Raw genomic sequence first — 17,767 nt, forward strand, 5'->3', positions numbered from 1 at the left:
AAGTTAACAGCTCGACACCTTGTTTACAACCCCTGCAAAGAAAAATGCCGTTCAGACTTAACTGAACGGCATTACCGCCGCGGCGGGGTTTTCCTTTACGGGTCAGGCGGCGCGGCGCGAGGTGTCCGGCGACTGCGGCGGCGCGGTCGGGCCGGTGCCTGGCGTTGGCATGTCCGCACCCTCCCCAGCCGAACGCAGGCTGCGCTCAAGCGGAAAGATCACGCGGAACACGCTGCCCCGGCCCTCCTCGCTGGTCACGCGCAAGTCCGCATGGTGGCGTGACAGCACGTGCTTGACGATGGCCAGCCCCAGCCCGGTGCCGCCGGTGTCGCGCGAGCGGCTGCGGTCCACGCGGTAGAAGCGCTCGGTCAGCCGGGGAATATGCTCGGGCGCAATGCCCAGGCCGGTATCGGCCACGGAGAACACGGCATGGCCCTCTTCCCAGGCCAGGCGCATGGTGATACGCCCGCCATCCGGCGTGTAGCGCACCGCGTTCGACACCAGGTTGCCCAGCGCCGAGAGCAGTTCGGTTTCCGCGCCGCGCACCCCCACGGTCGGGTCGATATCGGCCGAGACCTGGTGCCGTCCCTGCGAGAGCGCCTCGGCGTCGTGGCTCAGGTGCGCCACCATGGCACGGATCGGCACGATGTCATTGCCGGGCGGCTGCGCATCGCTTTCCAGCTTGGCCAGCGCCAGCAGGTCTTCGACGATGCTCTGCATGCGCACCGACTGCGCCAGCATCATGTCGATGTAGCGGCGCCGGTCGTCCTCCGACACCGGCAGGTCACGCACGGTCTCCAGGAAGCCGGTCAGCACCGTCAGCGGCGTCTTCAGTTCGTGCGACACGTTGGCAACGAAGTCGCGCCGCATCGCCTCGGTGTTTTCGAGCTTGGTGATGTCCTGGGTGATCACCAGCTTGCGGTTGTCGCCATAGGGCAGGATCTGCACCGCGATCACGCTGTGCTTGTGTTCGCCCATGTCGCGCATCACCAGCGGATCGTCGAAACGCTGCCGGGTCAGGTAGTGGACGAACTCGGGGCGGCGGATCAGGTGGGTGATGCGCTGGCGCACGTCGCGCCGCGCGTTCAGGCCGAAATGCTGCTCTGCCACGTCGTTGCACCACTCGATCTGGTCGGCGTCGTCCAGCATCAGCACTCCGTTGGGCGAAGCCTGGATGGCCTGGATAAAGCGCGTGTGCTGCTGCTCGACCTGCAGCACCTGGGTGCGCCAGCGCTTGACGAGCCGGTGCAGCCGGTAATACACCTCGCCCCAAAGCCCGAGTGCACTGGGGATCTCGCCGTAGACCGGCGCATCGAGCACCTTCCACAGGCGGTTGATCTGGTACAGGTAGTAGAACAGCAGCCCGAGCAGCGATACGCACGCCAGCGCCAGCGCCGGCACCGGGCCCACGGCCAGGTAGACACCGGCGGACAGCACCAGCAGGCTGATCAGGATGGCCACGGAACGGGCCCAGATGACATTCATGCGCAGGCTTCAGGCTCGCAGCCATGGAAGGCTGCAGGGTTGCGACGGAGTGTGCCACGAATTCGCCGCGCCCTGCCAGCAGCGTGGGCCATCCTGGCCGGACGGTACGTCAGCCGCCCGGCCATGCCCGGCGCGTCAGGCGCCGGGCGTGCGCGCCAGGCGGTAGCCACTGCCGCGCACGGTTTCGATCATATTGCTGTAGCCGCCGGGGGTGAGCGCGGCGCGCAGGCGCTTGATATGGACATCGACGGTGCGCTCCTCGACAAAGACATGGTCGCCCCAGACCTGGTCGAGCAGTTGCGAGCGGCTGTGCACGCGCTCCGGATGTGTCATCAGGAAGTGCAGCAGGCGGAACTCGGTCGGACCCAGGTCCAGCTTGATCGCGCCGCTGTCGTCCTGGCCGGTGACGCGGTGCGTGGCCGGGTCCAGGCGCAGGCCGTTGATGGCCACCACGTCGTCGGTCAGCTGCGGTGCGCGGCGGCGCAGCACGGCCTTGATCCGCGCCAGCAGTTCCTTGGGCGAGAACGGCTTGGTGACGTAGTCGTCGGCGCCGGCCTCAAGCCCCATCACCTTGTCCTGCTCATCGCCGCGGGCAGTCAGCATGATGATGGGGATCTGGCGGGTGCGGTCGTTGGCCCGCAACTCCTTGGCGAAGTTCGCGCCCGACTTGCCCGGGAGCATCCAGTCGAGCAGCACCAGGTCGGGCAGCACATCGCTCATCAGCGACAGCGCCTGCTCGGCGTTGTAGGCCCGGATCGGATAGTGCCCCGCGTGCTGCAGGTTTACCGCGATCAGTTCGGCGATCGCCGGTTCGTCTTCGACAACGAGAATACTGCTTGGCATGTGTATTGTTCTCCGTGGGCGGCTGAGTTCAGCTCAGCGCTTCGCGCTCCATGTCCTCGCGCGAGACATGGCGGACGTCCGTCCCCTTGACAATGTAAATGATAAATTCCGCGATGTTCTTGGCGTGATCGCCAATGCGCTCCACCGCCTTGGCGATAAACAGGAAATCCAGCGCGACCGAGATCGTACGCGGGTCTTCCATCATGTACGTGATCAGCTTGCGCACGAAGCCGCGGAATTCCTCGTCGATGGCCTTGTCGTCCTTGACGATGCGCGCCGCCGCCACGGTGTCCAGGCGCGCAAAGGCGTCCAGCGCCTGGCGCAGCAGCGAAATCGCCATCTCGCCCGAGAGCTTGACCTCGGCGTAGTTGATGCTGTGCGCCGACGCGTCTTCCATGATGTGCTTGGTACGCTTGGCGATCTTCTCGGCTTCGTCGCCGGCGCGCTCCAGGTTGGTGATGGTCTTGGAGATGGCCATCACCAGGCGCAGGTCGCGCGCGGTCGGCTGGCGCCTGGCGATGATGTTGCCGCAGTCGGCATCGATCTCGACTTCCAGCGCGTTGAGCTGGATCTCCCGGGCGATGACCTGGTCCGCGGTCTCGCCGTCGAAGTCGGTCAGCGCGCGCATGGCGAGTTCGATCTGCGACTCGACCAGGCCGCCCATCTGCAGCAGCTTGGTGTTGATCGCGTTGAGGTCAGCGTCGAACTGGGTCGACAGGTGCTTGTCTGGCATGGGATTCTCCTGGCCGCTTATGGATATGCTACGCCCTGCGGTGACGATCAGCCGAACCGGCCGGTAATGTAGTCTTCCGTTTCCTTGCGGTGCGGCTTGATGAAGATCTTCTCGGTCTCGCCGAACTCGATCAGCTCGCCCAGGTACATGTAGGCGGTGTAGTCGGAGCAGCGCGCCGCCTGCTGCATGTTATGGGTGACGATCACGACCGTGTACTCGTCCTTCAGTTCCGCGATCAGCTCTTCGATGCGGCCAGTGGAGATCGGGTCCAGCGCCGAGCACGGCTCGTCCAGCAGCAGCACTTCGGGGCGGATGGCAATGCCGCGCGCGATGCACAGGCGCTGCTGCTGGCCGCCGGACAGGCCGTAGCCCGACTGGTGCAGCTTGTCCTTGGCTTCGTTCCACAGCGCCGCCTTGGTCAGCGCCCATTCCACGCGGTCGTCCATCTCCGAGCGCGACAGCTTCTCGAACAGGCGCACGCCGAAGGCGATGTTGTCGTAGATCGACATCGGGAACGGCGTCGGCTTCTGGAACACCATGCCGACCTTGGCGCGCAGCAGCGCGATGTCCTGGCGGGCGGTCAGCAGGTTTTCGCCGTCCATGTTGATCTCACCCTCGGCGCGCTGTTCGGGGTACAGCGCATACATCTTGTTGAAGGTGCGCAGCAGCGTCGACTTGCCGCAGCCCGATGGCCCGATGAAGGCCGTGACCTTGCGGTCCGGGATCGACATGTTGATGTCTTTCAGCGCATGGAACTGGCTGTAGTAGAAGTTCAGGTTGCGCACGTCGATCTTGGCGCGTACCGAATCGGGAATGTCGATGACGGTGGAGGTCATTGCGTTTCTCGCTTGCAGTCTTTGGGGCGGGACGGATTACCGGCCGCGCCGCTTATTTCTTGAACAGGATGCGCGCCAGGATATTCAATGCCAGCACGCCGAGCGTAATCAGGAACACACCCGCCCAGGCCAGCTGCTGCCATTCGGTGAACGGACTCATGGCAAAGCGGAAGATCGTCACCGGCAGGTTGGCCATCGGCTTGTTCAGGTCGCTGGTCCAGAACTGGTTGGACAGCGCGGTGAACAGCAGCGGCGCGGTCTCGCCGGCGATACGCGCGACGGCCAGCAACACCCCGGTCACAATCCCGGCGTAGGATGACTTCACGGTGATCGACAGCACCATCTTCCACTTGGGCGTGCCGAGTGCGAAGGCAGCCTCGCGCAGCGCGTTGGGCACCAGGTTCAGCATGTTCTCGGTGGTGCGCACCACGATCGGCACCTGCAGCAGCGCCAGCGCACAGATCCCGGCCCAGCCCGAGAAGTGGCCCATGCGGGTCACCACCAGCGCGTAGACAAAGAGGCCGATCACGATCGACGGCGCCGACAGCAGGATGTCGTTGATAAAGCGGATAAGGCTGGCCAGCGGCGAGCTCTTGCCGTACTCGGCCAGGTAGATGCCGGCCAGGATGCCCAGCGGCGTACCGAACAGCGTGGCCATGCCGACCATCACGAAGCTGCCGAAGATGGCGTTGGCCAGGCCGCCGCCGGCTGTATTGGGCGCTGGCGTCATCTGCGTGAACAGGTCCAGCGACAGGCCGCCCACGCCCAGCGTGACGGTGGTCCACAGGATCCACGCCAGCCAGAACAGGCCGAAGCCCATCGCCGCCAGCGAGGCGGTCAGTGCGTACAGGTTGGTGCGGCGGCGGCGCGCCTGCAGCCGGGTGCGGATGGCATCCGCGTCGGGGCGGACCGCCGGGATCGATACGGTAGACACGGCTTGACTCACGCTCATTTGGTTCCCTCATTCTTTGCCAGTCGCAGCAGCAGCAGCTTGGACAGCGCCAGCACCACGAAGGTAATGAAGAACAGGATGAGGCCCAGTTCCATCAGCGCGGCGGTGTGCAGGCCGGCGCCGGCTTCGGCGAACTCGTTGGCCAATGCCGAGGTGATGCTGTTGCCCGGCGAGAACAGCGAGGCGCTGTCCAGCAGGTTGGTATTGCCGATCACGAAGGTGACGGCCATGGTCTCGCCCAGTGCACGGCCCAGGCCCAGCATCACGCCGCCGATGACGCCGGCGCGGGTGTAGGGCAGCACCACGTTCCACATCACCTCCCAGGTGGTGCAGCCCACGCCGTAGGCGGATTCCTTGAGCAGTACCGGGGTGACTTCAAACACGTCGCGCATCACCGAGGCGATGTACGGGATGATCATGATCGCCAGAATCACGCCCGCACACAGCAGGCCGATGCCCAGCGGCGCTCCCTGGAACAGCTTGCCGACCACCGGCAGCTGGCCGACCGTGGCGGCCAGGGGCTTCTGGAAATACTCGCCGAAGATCGGTGCGAACACGAGCAGGCCCCACATGCCGTAGACGATCGACGGCACTGCGGCGAGCAGTTCGATGGCGGTGCCCAGCGGGCGGCGCAGCCAGGCGGGCGACAGTTCGGTCAGGAACAGCGCGATGCCGAAGCTGACCGGCACCGCGATGATCAGCGCGATCAGCGAGGTCACGATGGTGCCGTAGATGGGCACCAGCGCACCATAGACATCGGCGGGAGGATCCCACTCCGCGGTCCACAGGAAGCGCGCGCCGAAAGTCTGGATCGACGGCCAGGCGCTGATCGCGAGCGAGACGATGATGCCGCCCAGCAGCAGCAGCGTCACGATCGCGGCGCCTCGCGTCAGGCCGCCGAACAGGATGTCGCCCATGCGGCTCGGGGGCTGGACGTTGCGGATCTCGGAGGGGGTAGTCGCCATGTCGGGAATTCAGGGTGGATCGCCGCTCCCGCCTGGGCGGGAGCCCGGTGTCCGGGCCAGTTGCGGGCAGCCCGGCCACCGGCCCCGCACTCACGCGGGGCCAGCGATGCCGTCAGGATCAGTACAGCGCCTTGCCCGAGGCGTCCTTGACGCTGGTCTTCCAGGTCGAACGGATCTGGTTCACAACGTTTTCCGGCAGCGGCACGTAGTCGAGGTCGGCAGCCATGTTGGCGCCGCTCTTGTAGGCCCAGTCGAAGAACTTCAGCACTTCGGCGCCCTGCGCGGCCTTTTCCTGGTTCTTGTGGACCAGGATGAAGGTGGCGCCGGCGATCGGCCAGGCTTCCTTGCCCGACTGGTTGGTCAGGATCTGGTAGTAGCTCTTGCTCCAGTCCGCACCGGCGGCGGCGGCCTTGAAGGCGTCGTCACCCGGCTTGACCACGGCACCCGACGCGTTCTTCATGTTCAGGTGGGTCATCTTGTTCTGCTTGGCGTAGGCGTACTCGACATAGCCGATCGCGCCATTCAGGCGCTGCACGAAGGCGGCCACGCCCTCGTTGCCCTTGCCGCCGGTGCCGCCGCCCGGCCAGTTGACCGTGGTGCCTTCGCCCACCGCGCTCTTCCATTCCGGGCTGACCTTGGACAGGTAGTTGGTGAAGATGAAGGTCGTGCCCGAACCGTCGGCGCGGCGCACCGGCAGGATGTCCTGGCTCGGCAGCTTGGCTTGCGGGTTCAGCGCCTTGATCGCGGGGTCATCCCACTTCTTGATCTTGCCCAGGTAGATATTGGCCAGCACTTCGCCCGTGATGGTCAGTTCGCCCGGCTTCACGCCCTGCAGGTTGATCACCGGCACCACGCCGCCGATCACGGTCGGGAACTGGACCAGGCCCTGCTTGTTCAGGTCCTCGTCCTTCAGCGGCGCGTCCGAGGCACCGAAATCGACCGTCTTGGCCCCGATCTGCTTGATCCCGCCCGACGAGCCGATGGATTGATAGTTGACCTTGTTACCCGTTGCTTTTTGGTATGCGTCGGCCCACTTGGAATACACGGGCGCCGGGAAAGAAGCGCCTGCACCGGTAATTTCCGCCGCGAACGCAGTACCCGCCACCACCATCGAAACGATGCCTGCCACGGCAGTCTTGACCAGCTTCATATGTCCTCCAGAGAACATTGGTTGGGAATGACAAATTTTTGACAAGACGAACTCTATGCTCCCTGTATGACAATTCCGTGACATCTTCAAATCTTCTTGGAACCGGCCTCCAGCAAGGGATCGCCGCTGCCATCCGGCTGTCATGCCGGCCCAATATTACGGCGGTTAATTGCGATATCTGGCAAAAAAACGCCGGGACTAGCCCGGCGTTCCTGGTCAAGGTGCGGCGTATCAGGCGCCCAAGGCATCCGCCAGCCGCCTGGCCGCGCGCTCGGCCATTTCGGCCTGCTCGGCCTCGACCATCACGCGCACCACCGGTTCGGTGCCGGAGGCACGGATCAGCACCCGGCCGCGTCCTTCCAGCTCAGGCTCGACCGCCGCGCGCGCGGCCTGTAGGCCGGCATGCGACTGCCAGTCGAAGCCCTTCTGCACGCGCACATTGATCAGCGTCTGCGGGAACAGCCGTACGCCCTCGAGCAACTGCGCCAGGGTCTTGCCGCTGCGGCGCAGCGCGGCCAGCACCTGCAGCGCCGACACGATGCCGTCGCCGGTGCTGTGGCGGTCCAGGCACAACAGGTGGCCGGAACCCTCGCCGCCCAGCGTCCAGCTGCGCTTGTTTAACTCTTCGAGCACATAGCGGTCGCCCACCTTGGCGCGCACGAATTCCACGCCCTGGCGCTTGAGCGCCAGCTCGACCGCCATATTGGTCATCAGCGTGCCCACGGCACCGGGCACCGCCTGGCCGGCGGCCTGGCGGTCGCGCACGATCAGATACAGTAGTTCGTCGCCGTTGTAGAGACGGCCGTCGGCATCCACCACCTGCAAGCGGTCGGCGTCGCCGTCAAAGGCCAGGCCCAGGTCGGCGCCATGGGCCTTGACAGCCTCAATCAGCTTGCCCGGCGCGGTGGCGCCGTAGCCGTCGTTGATATTGCGGCCGTCCGGCTGGTTGCCGATCGAAATCACGTCGGCGCCCAGTTCATGGAACACGTGCGGCGCGATGTGGTAGGCCGCGCCATGGGCGCAGTCGACCACCAGCTTCAGGCCGTACAGGTCCTGCTCGTGCGGGAAGGTGCTCTTGCAGAACTCGATATAGCGCCCGGGGGCATCGTTGATGCGGCGCGCGCGGCCCAGGTCATCGGATGGCGCGCACACCATCGGCTCTTCGATGGCAGCCTCGATCTCCGCCTCGACCTCGTCGGGCAACTTGTCGCCGTCGGCCGAAAAGAACTTGATGCCGTTGTCGTAATAGGGATTGTGGCTGGCCGAGATCACCACGCCGGCGGACAGCCGCAGCGCCCGCGTCAGGTAGGCGATGCCCGGCGTCGGCAGCGGGCCGGTCAGCAGCACGTGCACGCCAGCCGAGGTAAAGCCGGCCTCCAGCGCCGCTTCCAGCATATAGCCGGAAATGCGCGTGTCCTTGCCGATCAGCACGGTCGGCTTGCCTTGCCCGGTCTTGGCGCCGTGGGCCAGCACCTTGCCGGCAGCATGGCCCAGCCGCATCACGAAGTCCGGCGTGATCGGCGCCTCGCCGACCCTGCCCCGCACGCCATCTGTCCCGAAATACTTGCGTGTCATTCGCTGATTCCCTTTCTGTACTCTGATCGTTGTTCTGTCCGCAGTGGCCGCGGCCGGTTCAGGCCGCGCCAACGGACTCGTTGCGCACCGCCCACCAGGTCTTCGCGGCATCCACCGTCTGCTCCACATCATGCACGCGCACGATAAATGCTCCGCGCTCCAGCGCACACACCGCGGCGGCAATGCTGGCCGCAACACGCTGCTGCGGCGGCCGGCCACCGAGGACGGCGCCCAGCGTGGACTTGCGCGAAATGCCCGCCAGCACCGGCAGGCCCTCCAGCGCCAGCCGCGGCAATTGGCCGAGCAGGCGCAGATTATGATCGGGTGTCTTTCCGAAGCCAAACCCCGGATCGAGGGATATGCGCGCGTCGTCGATGCCGGCAGCGCGCAGCACGGCAATGCGCTCGGCAAGGAACCCGGCCACCTCGGCGACCACGTCGTCGTAGTGCGGGTCTTCCTGCATGGTCTGCGGATCGCGCTGCATATGCATCACGCACAGGCCCGCCTGCCCCGCCGCCACGGCCTCGACCGCGCCCGGCATGCGGAAACCCCAGATATCGTTGATGAGATCGGCTCCGGCCGCAAGTGCGGCGCGCATGACCTCGGGCTTGTAGGTATCGATCGACAGCGGCTTGCCGCAGTTGCGCAGCGCTTCCACCACGGGGATCACGCGTGCCAGTTCGTCCTCAAGCGGCAGCGCGGCCGAGCCCGGGCGGCTCGACTCGCCACCGATATCGATGATGTCCACCCCCTCCTGGATCATCTGCTCCGCGTGGCGCAGCGCCGCATCGCGGCTGGCGTGCTGGCCGCCGTCGGAGAACGAATCTGGCGTGACATTGAGAATGCCCATGACCAGCGGGCGCTGGTCCAACGCATAGCGGAAACGTCCGCACTGGAAGTACCGGGTCTGAGGAGTCTGCTGCAAGGTCGGAATACTTGAGGAAAGTCTGTGCGCGAACCCGTCGCGCAAAAGGAAAAGCCGGTGCACCAGGCACCGGCTTCGGATACAGCCACTACACAGCCACCACCACTACGTCGTCAGCCAGACGAAGTCGCGGGATCAGGCCGTGGCAGGCGCGTTGGTCGGCGCCACCGGCGAGCCGCCCGAAGGCGTGCTGCCGCCACCATTCTGGCCCGACGCACTGCGCGGCGGACGCGGCGGCTTGCCGGCCATGATGTCATTGACCTGGTCGGCATCGATGGTTTCCCACTCCATCAGCGCGTTGGTCATGGCTTCGACCTTGTCGCGGTTCTCTTCGAGCAGGCGCTTGGCCAGCGCGTATTGCTCGTCGATGATGCGGCGGATCTCGGCGTCGACCTTCTGCTGCGTGGCTTCCGACACGGTCTTGGACGACAGCTTGCCGAACATGCCATCCTGCTCGGTATCCACGTAGACCATGGCGCCGAGCGAATCGCTCATGCCGAAGCGGGTCACCATGTCGCGGGCGATCTTGGTGGCGCGCTCGAAGTCGTTGGACGCACCGGTGCTCATGGCGTTGAGGAAGACCTCTTCCGCCGCACGGCCGCCGAAGAGGATAGCAACCTCTTCCAGCATGCTGTCCTTGTACTTCGAATACTTGTCATGCTCCGGCAGCTGCCAGGTCACGCCCAGCGCCCAGCCACGCGGCATGATCGTGACCTTGTGCACCGGGTCGGCCTTGGGCAGCAGCTTGGCCACCACCGCATGGCCCGACTCGTGGTAAGCCGTGGCACGGCGCTCTTCCTCGCGCATGACCGTCGACTTGCGCTCCGGACCCATGTAGATCTTGTCCTTGGCGTCCTCGAAGTCCTGCATGTCGACCACGCGCTTGCTGCGGCGGGCGGCAAACAGCGCGGCCTCGTTGACCAGGTTGGCCAGGTCGGCGCCCGAGAAGCCCGGGGTACCACGCGCGATCACCGAGGCGTCGACGTCGTTGCCGATCGGCACCTTGCGCATATGGACCTTCAGGATCTGCTCGCGGCCGCGGATGTCCGGCAGGCCCACATAGACCTGGCGGTCGAAACGGCCCGGACGCAGCAGCGCCTTGTCCAGCACGTCGGCACGGTTGGTCGCGGCGATCACGATCACGCCCGAGTTGGCCTCGAAGCCATCCATCTCGACCAGCATCTGGTTCAGGGTCTGCTCGCGCTCGTCGTTGCCGCCGCCCATGCCGGCGCCACGATGGCGGCCGACCGCGTCGATTTCATCGATGAACACGATGCAGGGGGCCTGCTTCTTGGCGTTCTCGAACATGTCGCGCACACGGGCCGCGCCCACGCCGACGAACATTTCAACGAAGTCGGAACCCGAGATGCTGAAGAACGGCACCTTGGCCTCGCCGGCGATGGCACGTGCCAGCAGCGTCTTGCCGGTACCCGGAGGGCCAACCAGCAGCACGCCGCGCGGGATGCGCCCGCCCAGCTTCTGGAACTTTTGCGGGTCCTTCAGGAAGTCGACCAGTTCGACCACTTCTTCCTTTGACTCATCGCAGCCGGCCACGTCCTGGAACGTGACGGCGTTCTGGTTTTCATCGATCAGGCGCGCACGCGACTTGCCGAATGAGAAAGCGCCGCCTTTGCCGCCACCCTGCATCTGACGCATCATGTAGAACCAGAACACGATGATCAGCAGGGTCGGCCCGAGGTAATACAGGGCCTGGACCAGCACGTTGGGTTCGTCGTCCGCCTTGCCGGTCACCTGGACGCCGTACTTCATCAGGTCGCCGACCATCCAGATGTCGCCCGGCGAGATGATGGTGTACTTGGCGCCCTCCTTAGGCGAGACCACCAGGTTGCGGCCCTGCACGTCGACACGCGACACCTTGCCGTTCTTGGCGTCATCCATGAACTGCGAATAGGTGACGCTGTCCTGCGCACGGGGCTTGTCGAACTGCTTGAAGACGGTAAACAGCACCAGCGCGATCACTAGCCAGATTGCCGCCTTTTGAAACAGGTTGTTATTCAAGGCCGAACTCCTTTGCAATTGCCTTGCCAACGGATAGCTGCATTGTAATGCAGCGCCCGCCCTCGGGGGGAAACAGAGAAACTATGATGCCGATAGCACCGGGTGGGGCACTTTCCACGCTTCTTTTTTCGCCCTGGCTTGTATCGAGACCGGTCAATCCACTGCCTTGAGGTAGCGCCCAAGGATAAAGGTTTCGGAAGACTTGTCGCGAGACGCCTTGGGCTTGCGTTTCGCAACCACTTTGAAATGCCGCTTGAACTTCTCCACGATCTGGCTGTAGCCGCTCCCGTGGAAGCACTTTACCAGCAATGCCCCCTCCGGCTTAAGGTGGGCCTGCGCAAATTCCAGCGCCAGGTCGCACAGGTACTCGATCCGTGCTGCATCAGCGAAGGCTACACCGGACAAATTGGGGGCCATGTCGGACAAAACAAGGTCAATCTTGTTACCGCCGGAGGCGTCCAGCACCACGCTTTCCAGTTCGCGGAAGACCGATTCCTCGCGGAAGTCACCCTGGATGAAAGTGACGTCGGCGACAGGTTCCATCGGCAGCAGGTCGATCGCGACCACGGCGCCATCGATCCTGCCGTCCTTGGCCCTGGGCGAGTCCGCCAGCTTGTTGCGGGCGTACTGGCTCCAGCTGCCGGGCGCCGCGCCCAGGTCGACGATCACCTGTCCCGGGCGGATCAGCTTGTCCTGCTCGTCGATCTCCTTGAGCTTGTAGGCCGCGCGGGCGCGATAGCCCTCGCGCTGCGCCATTTTCACGTACGGATCGTTGATGTGGTCGTGCAGCCACGAATGATTGAACTTGTTTTTTGCCATGCCAGTTACCAGCCTGTTCCCTGCCCCCGCCCGCCGGTCAATGCCATCCGCGAAGGTTTTCCTACTGTTTTGATGATTTTGCTGCCCGACAGTGCCGGATTGACGGATAATACGCGCCAATCCGCATCCCGACCGCCAGCTCGCCTTATCAGCGGCCGGCTTGCCGCCCCCCGGGGCGGCCGTCGGCAGCCTGTCCTTGCCCGACCCGCCGTGTCACGACCGGCGCGGGCTGCAGCGCCCGATTTCCAGCGCCCAGCGCTCTATCACTATTTCAAGCGCCTAATAATCAGCGCCAACCTATGCCCGCTCTACAACTAGTCCCTGCCCAGCGCTCTGACCTGCGCTCCCGTGCCCATGCCCTGAACCCGGTCGTGATGGTCGGCGCCGAAGGCCTGACCCGTGCCGTACTGGCCGAGATCGACCGCAGCCTGGCCGCCCACGACCTGATCAAGATCCGCGTGTTCGGCGACGATCGCGATGCGCGCATCGCCATCTACGAGGAAATCTGCGACCAGCTCAGCGCCGCGCCGATCCAGCATATCGGCAAGCTGCTGGTGGTCTGGCGTCCGGGCGAAGCGCGCCTGAAGGAAAACCAGGCCGAAGACCTGGGCCGCCACACCCCCGCCCGCCGTGGTGGTGCGGCCCCGCGCACGGTGACGGTCAAGAAGCCCAGCGCTGCGCCGAACCGCCGTCCGACCCGCAAGGAAGTCACGGTGCTTGGCAACGAGCGCGTCACCGCCGGCGGCAATGTGAAGCGTTCGCGCGCACGCCCGACCAGCCAGAAGAAGAAGGCGCTGGGCTAAACACTGCCAGCTGAAGCATGACGGGGTCGCCGCCAGGCGCCCCCGATGCCGGCACGCCACGCCTGTGGCCGTGCCGGCGGCCGGTCTCACTCCCCGGCCGAACGCGGCGCCGAAGCGCGCCACACCAGCACCAGCGCCAGCAGGCTTTGCAGCAGGTAGAAGGCGCTCGACACGCCGTGCAGCATGCCGAACTGCGCCTTGTAAGGCGATTCCGAAACGCCGACACCCAGCGCCAGCGCCTTTTCCTTCAGGCCGGCCATGAACGGCTGGGTGCCGAAGTAGCCCGCCAGCACGCAGCACAGCATGCCCAGCACCAGCCAGCGCAGGCCGCGATAGCGGTGGGCGCCGCGCCGGATCATCACGTTGCACAGCACCAGCTGCAACACACCGATGGTGACCCCGACGATGGCTTCAGTATGGAACAGGTGCCCGGCGATCATGCCCGCCGTCTCGCGGCTGGGCAGCACCGAAAACAGCGTCGGCGCCACCATGTAGCCGACGGTCCAGAGGCTGCCCGCCCACACCACCGTCAGCAGCAGGAATATGCGGTGCGGCAGCGGCGGCAGATTGTTATAGGAATTGGAGAACACGTGCCGGTCTTTCCGGGGGCCGGGCCAGGTGCAAGCCTGCCGGCCGGGCCGGCGTCAGATATAGCGTACGGTAATGACTTCGTACTCGCGCTCGCCGCCAGGGGCCAGCACGGTTGCGACGTCGCCTTCGAACTTGCCGATCAGCGCACGCGCGATGGGCGAGCTGACCGAGATCTTGCCGACGTCAATGTCGGCCTCGTCATCGCCCACGATCTGGTAGCTGACGGGACTGCCGGACTCCAGGTCCTCCAGGTCAACGGTCGCGCCAAAGACGATGCGGCCGTCGGTGTCCAGCTGGGTCGGGTCGATGACCTGCGCGGCCGACAGCTTGGCCTCCACTTCCAGGATGCGGCCTTCGATAAAGGCCTGCTTCTCCTTGGCGGCGTCGTATTCGGCGTTTTCAGACAGGTCGCCCTGTGCGCGGGCTTCCGAGATTGCATTGATCACCGCCGGACGCTCGACAGCCTTCAGGCGCTGCAGTTCCTCCTTCAGGAGCTCTGCGCCACGCTTGGTAATCGGAATGGTGCTCATGTCTTCGTTCAACAAAAAAATGAGCCGCAGCGGAGCTGGAGCCATCCCTGGCCAATGCTGCCAGGGCACTTCCGCTCAACCGCGGCTTTCAGACAGGACCGAATGCGGGCACGCCGCATCGATCGACGAATTTGACGTAGTTTAGGCCAGGAAGCCCGCCGGCAGCAACTCCGGCGGGCTTCCTGGCCTTGACCGGGCGCAATGCGCCCGGCCAGTGGCGATGTGCCGCTTGCCTTACGTACGGGGCTTCAGGCCAGCGAGGCGTGCAGGCTCTGCAGGTCGTAGACCTCCAGGCTCTGCATGTGCTTCAGGCCCTCCACCGCGGCGCGGGCGCCGGCGATGGTGGTGTAGTAAGGAATGCGGTGGGCCAGCGCCGAGGTACGGATCGAGCGCGAATCGGCAATCGCGGTGCGGGTCTCGTCCACGGTGGTGAACACCAGCGCCAGTTCGCCGTTCTTGATCATGTCCACGATATGCGGACGGCCGTCCTTGACCTTGTTGACCGTCTTGACCGGGATACCGGCGGCCTCGATGGCCGACGCGGTGCCGCGGGTGGCGACGATCGGGTAGCCCATGTCGTGCAGCATGCGGGCCACGCCGACTGCGCGCGGCTTGTCGCTGTCCTTCACGGTGATCAGCACGGTGCCCTTCTCCGGCAGGCGCGAACCCGCGGCCAGCTGGCTCTTGAACAGCGCCTCGCCGAAGGCCTTGCCCACGCCCATCACTTCGCCGGTCGAACGCATTTCAGGTCCGAGGACCGGATCGACGCCCGGGAACTTGTTGAACGGGAACACCGCTTCCTTGACGCTGTAGTACGGCGGGATGACTTCCTCGCCGATGCCCTGCTCGTCCAGCGACTGGCCGGCCATGCAGCGCGCGGCGATCTTGGCCAGCTGCAAGCCGGTGGCCTTGGATACGTACGGCACGGTACGCGAGGCGCGCGGGTTCACTTCCAGCACGTAGACGGTATCGACGCCGTCGTTCTGCTGGATCGCGAACTGCACGTTCATCAGGCCGACCACGTTCAGGGCGCGGGCCATGGCGGCGGTCTGGCGCTTCAGTTCGGCCACGGTCTCGGCCGACAGCGAGTACGGCGGCAGCGAGCAGGCGGAGTCGCCCGAGTGCACGCCAGCCTGCTCGATGTGCTCCATCACGCCGCCGATGAAGACGCGCTTGCCGTCGGAGATCGCATCGACGTCGCACTCGATGGCGTCGTTCAGGAAGCGGTCCAGCAGCACCGGGGAATCGTTCGAGACCTTGACGGCCTCGCGCATGTAGCGCTCGAGGTCGCGCGGCTCATGCACGATTTCCATGGCGCGGCCGCCCAGCACGTACGACGGGCGCACCACCAGCGGGTAGCCGATCTCTTCGGCCAGGCGCAGCGCTTCGTCCTCGGCACGCGCGGTGCGGTTGGGCGGCTGGCGCAGGCCCAGCTCCTGCAGCAGCTTCTGGAAGCGCTCGCGGTCTTCGGCCGCGTCGATCATGTCGGGGCTGGTGCCGATGATGGGCACGCCGTTGGCTTCCAGGTCCAACGCCAGCTTCAACGGGGTCTGGCCGCCGTACTGCACGATCACGCCGACGGGCTTTTCCTTGTCGACGATTTCCAGCACGTCTTCCAGCGTCAGCGGCTCGAAGTACAGGCGGTCCGAGGTGTCATAGTCGGTCGACACGGTTTCCGGGTTGCAGTTGACCATGATGGTCTCGTACCCGTCTTCGCGCAGCGCCAGAGCGGCGTGCACGCAGCAGTAGTCGAACTCGATGCCCTGGCCGATCCGGTTTGGGCCGCCGCCCAGCACCATGATCTTCTTCTTGTCGGTCGGCTGCGCTTCGCACTCGCCATGCTCGGCCTCGTAGGTCGAGTACATGTAGGCGGTGTTGGTGGCGAACTCGGCCGCGCAGGTGTCCACGCGCTTGTAGACCGGGCGCACGTTCTGGGCGATGCGCGCCTCGCGCACGGCCTTGGCATCGGTCTTCAGCAGCTTGGCCAGGCGGCGATCGGAGAAGCCCTTCTGCTTCAGGAAGCGCAGCTCGGCGGTCGACAGGCTGTCCAGCGTGCGCGCCTTGACCAGGCCTTCGGTCTTGATGATGTCTTCGATCTGGGCCAGGAACCAGGGGTCGATGTCGGTCTCGGCATAGACCTCTTCCAGCGACATGCCCAGGCGGAACGCGTCGCCCACGTACCAGATGCGGTCGGGGCCGGCTTCGCCGATTTCCTCGACAACCTCATCACGGTCCGACGACTTTTCATCCAGGCCGTCCACGCCCACTTCCAGGCCGCGCAGTGCCTTCTGGAACGATTCCTGGAAGGTGCGGCCCATGGCCATCACCTCACCCACCGACTTCATCTGAGTGGTCAGGTGGCTGTCAGCCTGCGGGAATTTCTCAAACGCGAAGCGCGGCACCTTGGTGACCACGTAGTCGATCGACGGCTCGAACGAAGCCGGGGTCGCGCCGCCGGTGATCTCGTTCTTCAGCTCGTCCAGCGTGTAGCCCACGGCCAGCTTGGCCGCGACCTTGGCGATCGGGAAGCCGGTGGCCTTGGACGCCAGCGCCGACGAACGCGACACGCGCGGGTTCATCTCGATGACGATCATGCGACCGTCCTTCGGGTTGATCGAGAACTGCACGTTGGAACCGCCGGTGTCGACGCCGATTTCGCGCAGCACGGCCAGCGACGCGTTGCGCAGGATCTGGTATTCCTTGTCGGTCAGGGTCTGGGCCGGGGCCACGGTGATCGAGTCGCCGGTGTGGATGCCCATCGGGTCCAGGTTCTCGATCGAGCAGATGATGATGCAGTTGTCCTTCTTGTCGCGGACCACTTCCATCTCATACTCTTTCCAGCCCAGCAGCGACTCTTCGATCAGCAGCTCGCGCGTCGGCGACAGATCCAAGCCGCGCTTGCAGATCTCTTCGAACTCTTCGCGGTTGTAGGCAATGCCGCCGCCGCTGCCGCCCAGCGTGAACGACGGGCGGATCACGATCGGGTAGCCGCCGCTGCCGGTTTCCTGGGCAATGCGCGACTGCACGGCCATGGCTTCGTCCATCGAGTGGGCGATGCCCGACTTGGCCGAACCCAGACCGATCTTGGTCATGGCGTCCTTGAACTTCTGGCGGTCCTCGGCCTTGTCGATGGCTTCCGGCGAAGCGCCGATCAGTTCGACCTTGTACTTCTCCAGCACGCCGTGGCGATACAGGTCCAGCGCGCAGTTCAGCGCGGTCTGGCCGCCCATGGTCGGCAGGATCGCGTCCGGGCGCTCCTTCTCGATGATGCGCTCGACCACTTCCCAGGTGATCGGCTCGATGTAGGTCACATCGGCCGTGTTGGGATCGGTCATGATGGTCGCCGGGTTCGAATTGACCAGGATGACCTTGAAGCCTTCCTCGCGCAGCGCCTTGCAGGCCTGGGCGCCGGAGTAGTCGAACTCGCACGCCTGGCCGATGATGATGGGGCCCGCGCCGATGATCAGGATGCTCTTGATGTCTGTGCGTTTTGGCATTGCACGCTCTCTTTGTTGGCCGGCCCGCTTGCATGCGGGCCGCG

At 65.1% G+C, this 17,767-nt stretch carries 15 protein-coding genes; 1 reads left to right on the forward strand and 14 read right to left on the reverse strand.

Annotation, left to right across the window (positions count from 1 at the left end; translation table 11 throughout):
• Window positions 1-102: 102 nt before the first annotated feature.
• The 11 genes from phoR to AC3WL8_RS29230 form a co-directional block, all read right to left on the reverse strand.
• Window positions 103-1,485, reverse strand: coding sequence for a phosphate regulon sensor histidine kinase PhoR (gene phoR, locus AC3WL8_RS29180; RefSeq protein WP_013957279.1), 1,383 nt, complete (start codon window positions 1,483-1,485; stop codon window positions 103-105).
• Window positions 1,486-1,620: 135 nt separating this feature from the next.
• Window positions 1,621-2,328, reverse strand: coding sequence for a phosphate regulon transcriptional regulator PhoB (phoB, locus tag AC3WL8_RS29185; RefSeq protein ID WP_013957280.1), 708 nt, complete (start codon window positions 2,326-2,328; stop codon window positions 1,621-1,623).
• A 28-nt stretch (window positions 2,329-2,356) separates the two neighbouring features.
• Window positions 2,357-3,061 carry a phosphate signaling complex protein PhoU gene (gene phoU, locus AC3WL8_RS29190; protein WP_013957281.1) on the reverse strand — a complete coding sequence of 235 codons (705 nt, stop codon included), beginning with the start codon at window positions 3,059-3,061 and terminating at the stop codon, window positions 2,357-2,359.
• Window positions 3,062-3,108: 47 nt separating this feature from the next.
• On the reverse strand, window positions 3,109-3,897 hold the full coding sequence (gene pstB, locus AC3WL8_RS29195; RefSeq protein WP_013957282.1) for a phosphate ABC transporter ATP-binding protein PstB: 789 nt from the start codon (window positions 3,895-3,897) through the stop codon (window positions 3,109-3,111).
• A gap of 52 nt (window positions 3,898-3,949) precedes the next feature.
• A complete protein-coding gene (gene pstA / locus AC3WL8_RS29200) occupies window positions 3,950-4,849 on the reverse strand; it encodes a phosphate ABC transporter permease PstA (RefSeq protein ID WP_013957283.1) in 900 nt (299 codons plus the stop codon).
• Window positions 4,846-5,814 carry a phosphate ABC transporter permease PstC gene (gene pstC / locus AC3WL8_RS29205; RefSeq protein ID WP_011615657.1) on the reverse strand — a complete coding sequence of 323 codons (969 nt, stop codon included), beginning with the start codon at window positions 5,812-5,814 and terminating at the stop codon, window positions 4,846-4,848. The genes pstA and pstC overlap by 4 nt, the downstream gene beginning before the upstream one ends.
• A 118-nt stretch (window positions 5,815-5,932) precedes the next feature.
• Window positions 5,933-6,964 carry a phosphate ABC transporter substrate-binding protein PstS gene (gene pstS / locus AC3WL8_RS29210; protein ID WP_211979906.1) on the reverse strand — a complete coding sequence of 344 codons (1,032 nt, stop codon included), beginning with the start codon at window positions 6,962-6,964 and terminating at the stop codon, window positions 5,933-5,935.
• Between the two features lie 231 nt (window positions 6,965-7,195).
• On the reverse strand, window positions 7,196-8,539 hold the full coding sequence (glmM, locus tag AC3WL8_RS29215) for a phosphoglucosamine mutase (RefSeq protein ID WP_153954723.1): 1,344 nt from the start codon (window positions 8,537-8,539) through the stop codon (window positions 7,196-7,198).
• A gap of 58 nt (window positions 8,540-8,597) precedes the next feature.
• Window positions 8,598-9,464, reverse strand: a complete 867-nt coding sequence (gene folP, locus AC3WL8_RS29220; protein ID WP_492379411.1) for a dihydropteroate synthase — start codon at window positions 9,462-9,464, stop codon at window positions 8,598-8,600.
• Window positions 9,465-9,599: 135 nt separating this feature from the next.
• Complete coding sequence (gene ftsH / locus AC3WL8_RS29225) at window positions 9,600-11,483, reverse strand: ATP-dependent zinc metalloprotease FtsH (RefSeq protein WP_013957288.1); 1,884 nt, start codon at window positions 11,481-11,483, stop codon at window positions 9,600-9,602.
• A gap of 153 nt (window positions 11,484-11,636) precedes the next feature.
• Window positions 11,637-12,302: an RlmE family RNA methyltransferase gene (locus AC3WL8_RS29230; RefSeq protein WP_010814316.1), complete on the reverse strand. Its 666-nt coding sequence runs from the start codon at window positions 12,300-12,302 to the stop codon at window positions 11,637-11,639.
• Window positions 12,303-12,601: 299 nt separating this feature from the next.
• Between AC3WL8_RS29230 and AC3WL8_RS29235 the strand changes: the two genes are divergently transcribed.
• On the forward strand, window positions 12,602-13,105 hold the full coding sequence (locus AC3WL8_RS29235) for a YhbY family RNA-binding protein (protein WP_010814317.1): 504 nt from the start codon (window positions 12,602-12,604) through the stop codon (window positions 13,103-13,105).
• A gap of 86 nt (window positions 13,106-13,191) precedes the next feature.
• On the opposite strand, the gene AC3WL8_RS29240 is transcribed toward AC3WL8_RS29235, so the two are convergent.
• The 3 genes from AC3WL8_RS29240 to carB form a co-directional block, all read right to left on the reverse strand.
• Entirely contained in the window at window positions 13,192-13,695 is a 504-nt protein-coding gene (locus AC3WL8_RS29240; protein WP_211979910.1) for a DUF4149 domain-containing protein, read from the reverse strand.
• 54 nt (window positions 13,696-13,749) lie between these two features.
• Window positions 13,750-14,226 carry a transcription elongation factor GreA gene (gene greA / locus AC3WL8_RS29245; RefSeq protein ID WP_013957290.1) on the reverse strand — a complete coding sequence of 159 codons (477 nt, stop codon included), beginning with the start codon at window positions 14,224-14,226 and terminating at the stop codon, window positions 13,750-13,752.
• Between the two features lie 248 nt (window positions 14,227-14,474).
• The gene (gene carB, locus AC3WL8_RS29250) at window positions 14,475-17,723 is read right to left on the reverse strand and encodes a carbamoyl-phosphate synthase large subunit (protein ID WP_013957291.1); all 3,249 of its coding nucleotides are present in this window, start codon (window positions 17,721-17,723) and stop codon (window positions 14,475-14,477) included.
• Between the last annotated feature and the right edge of the window lie 44 nt (window positions 17,724-17,767).

This window comes from Cupriavidus sp. FW305-F7 (assembly GCF_058782875.1).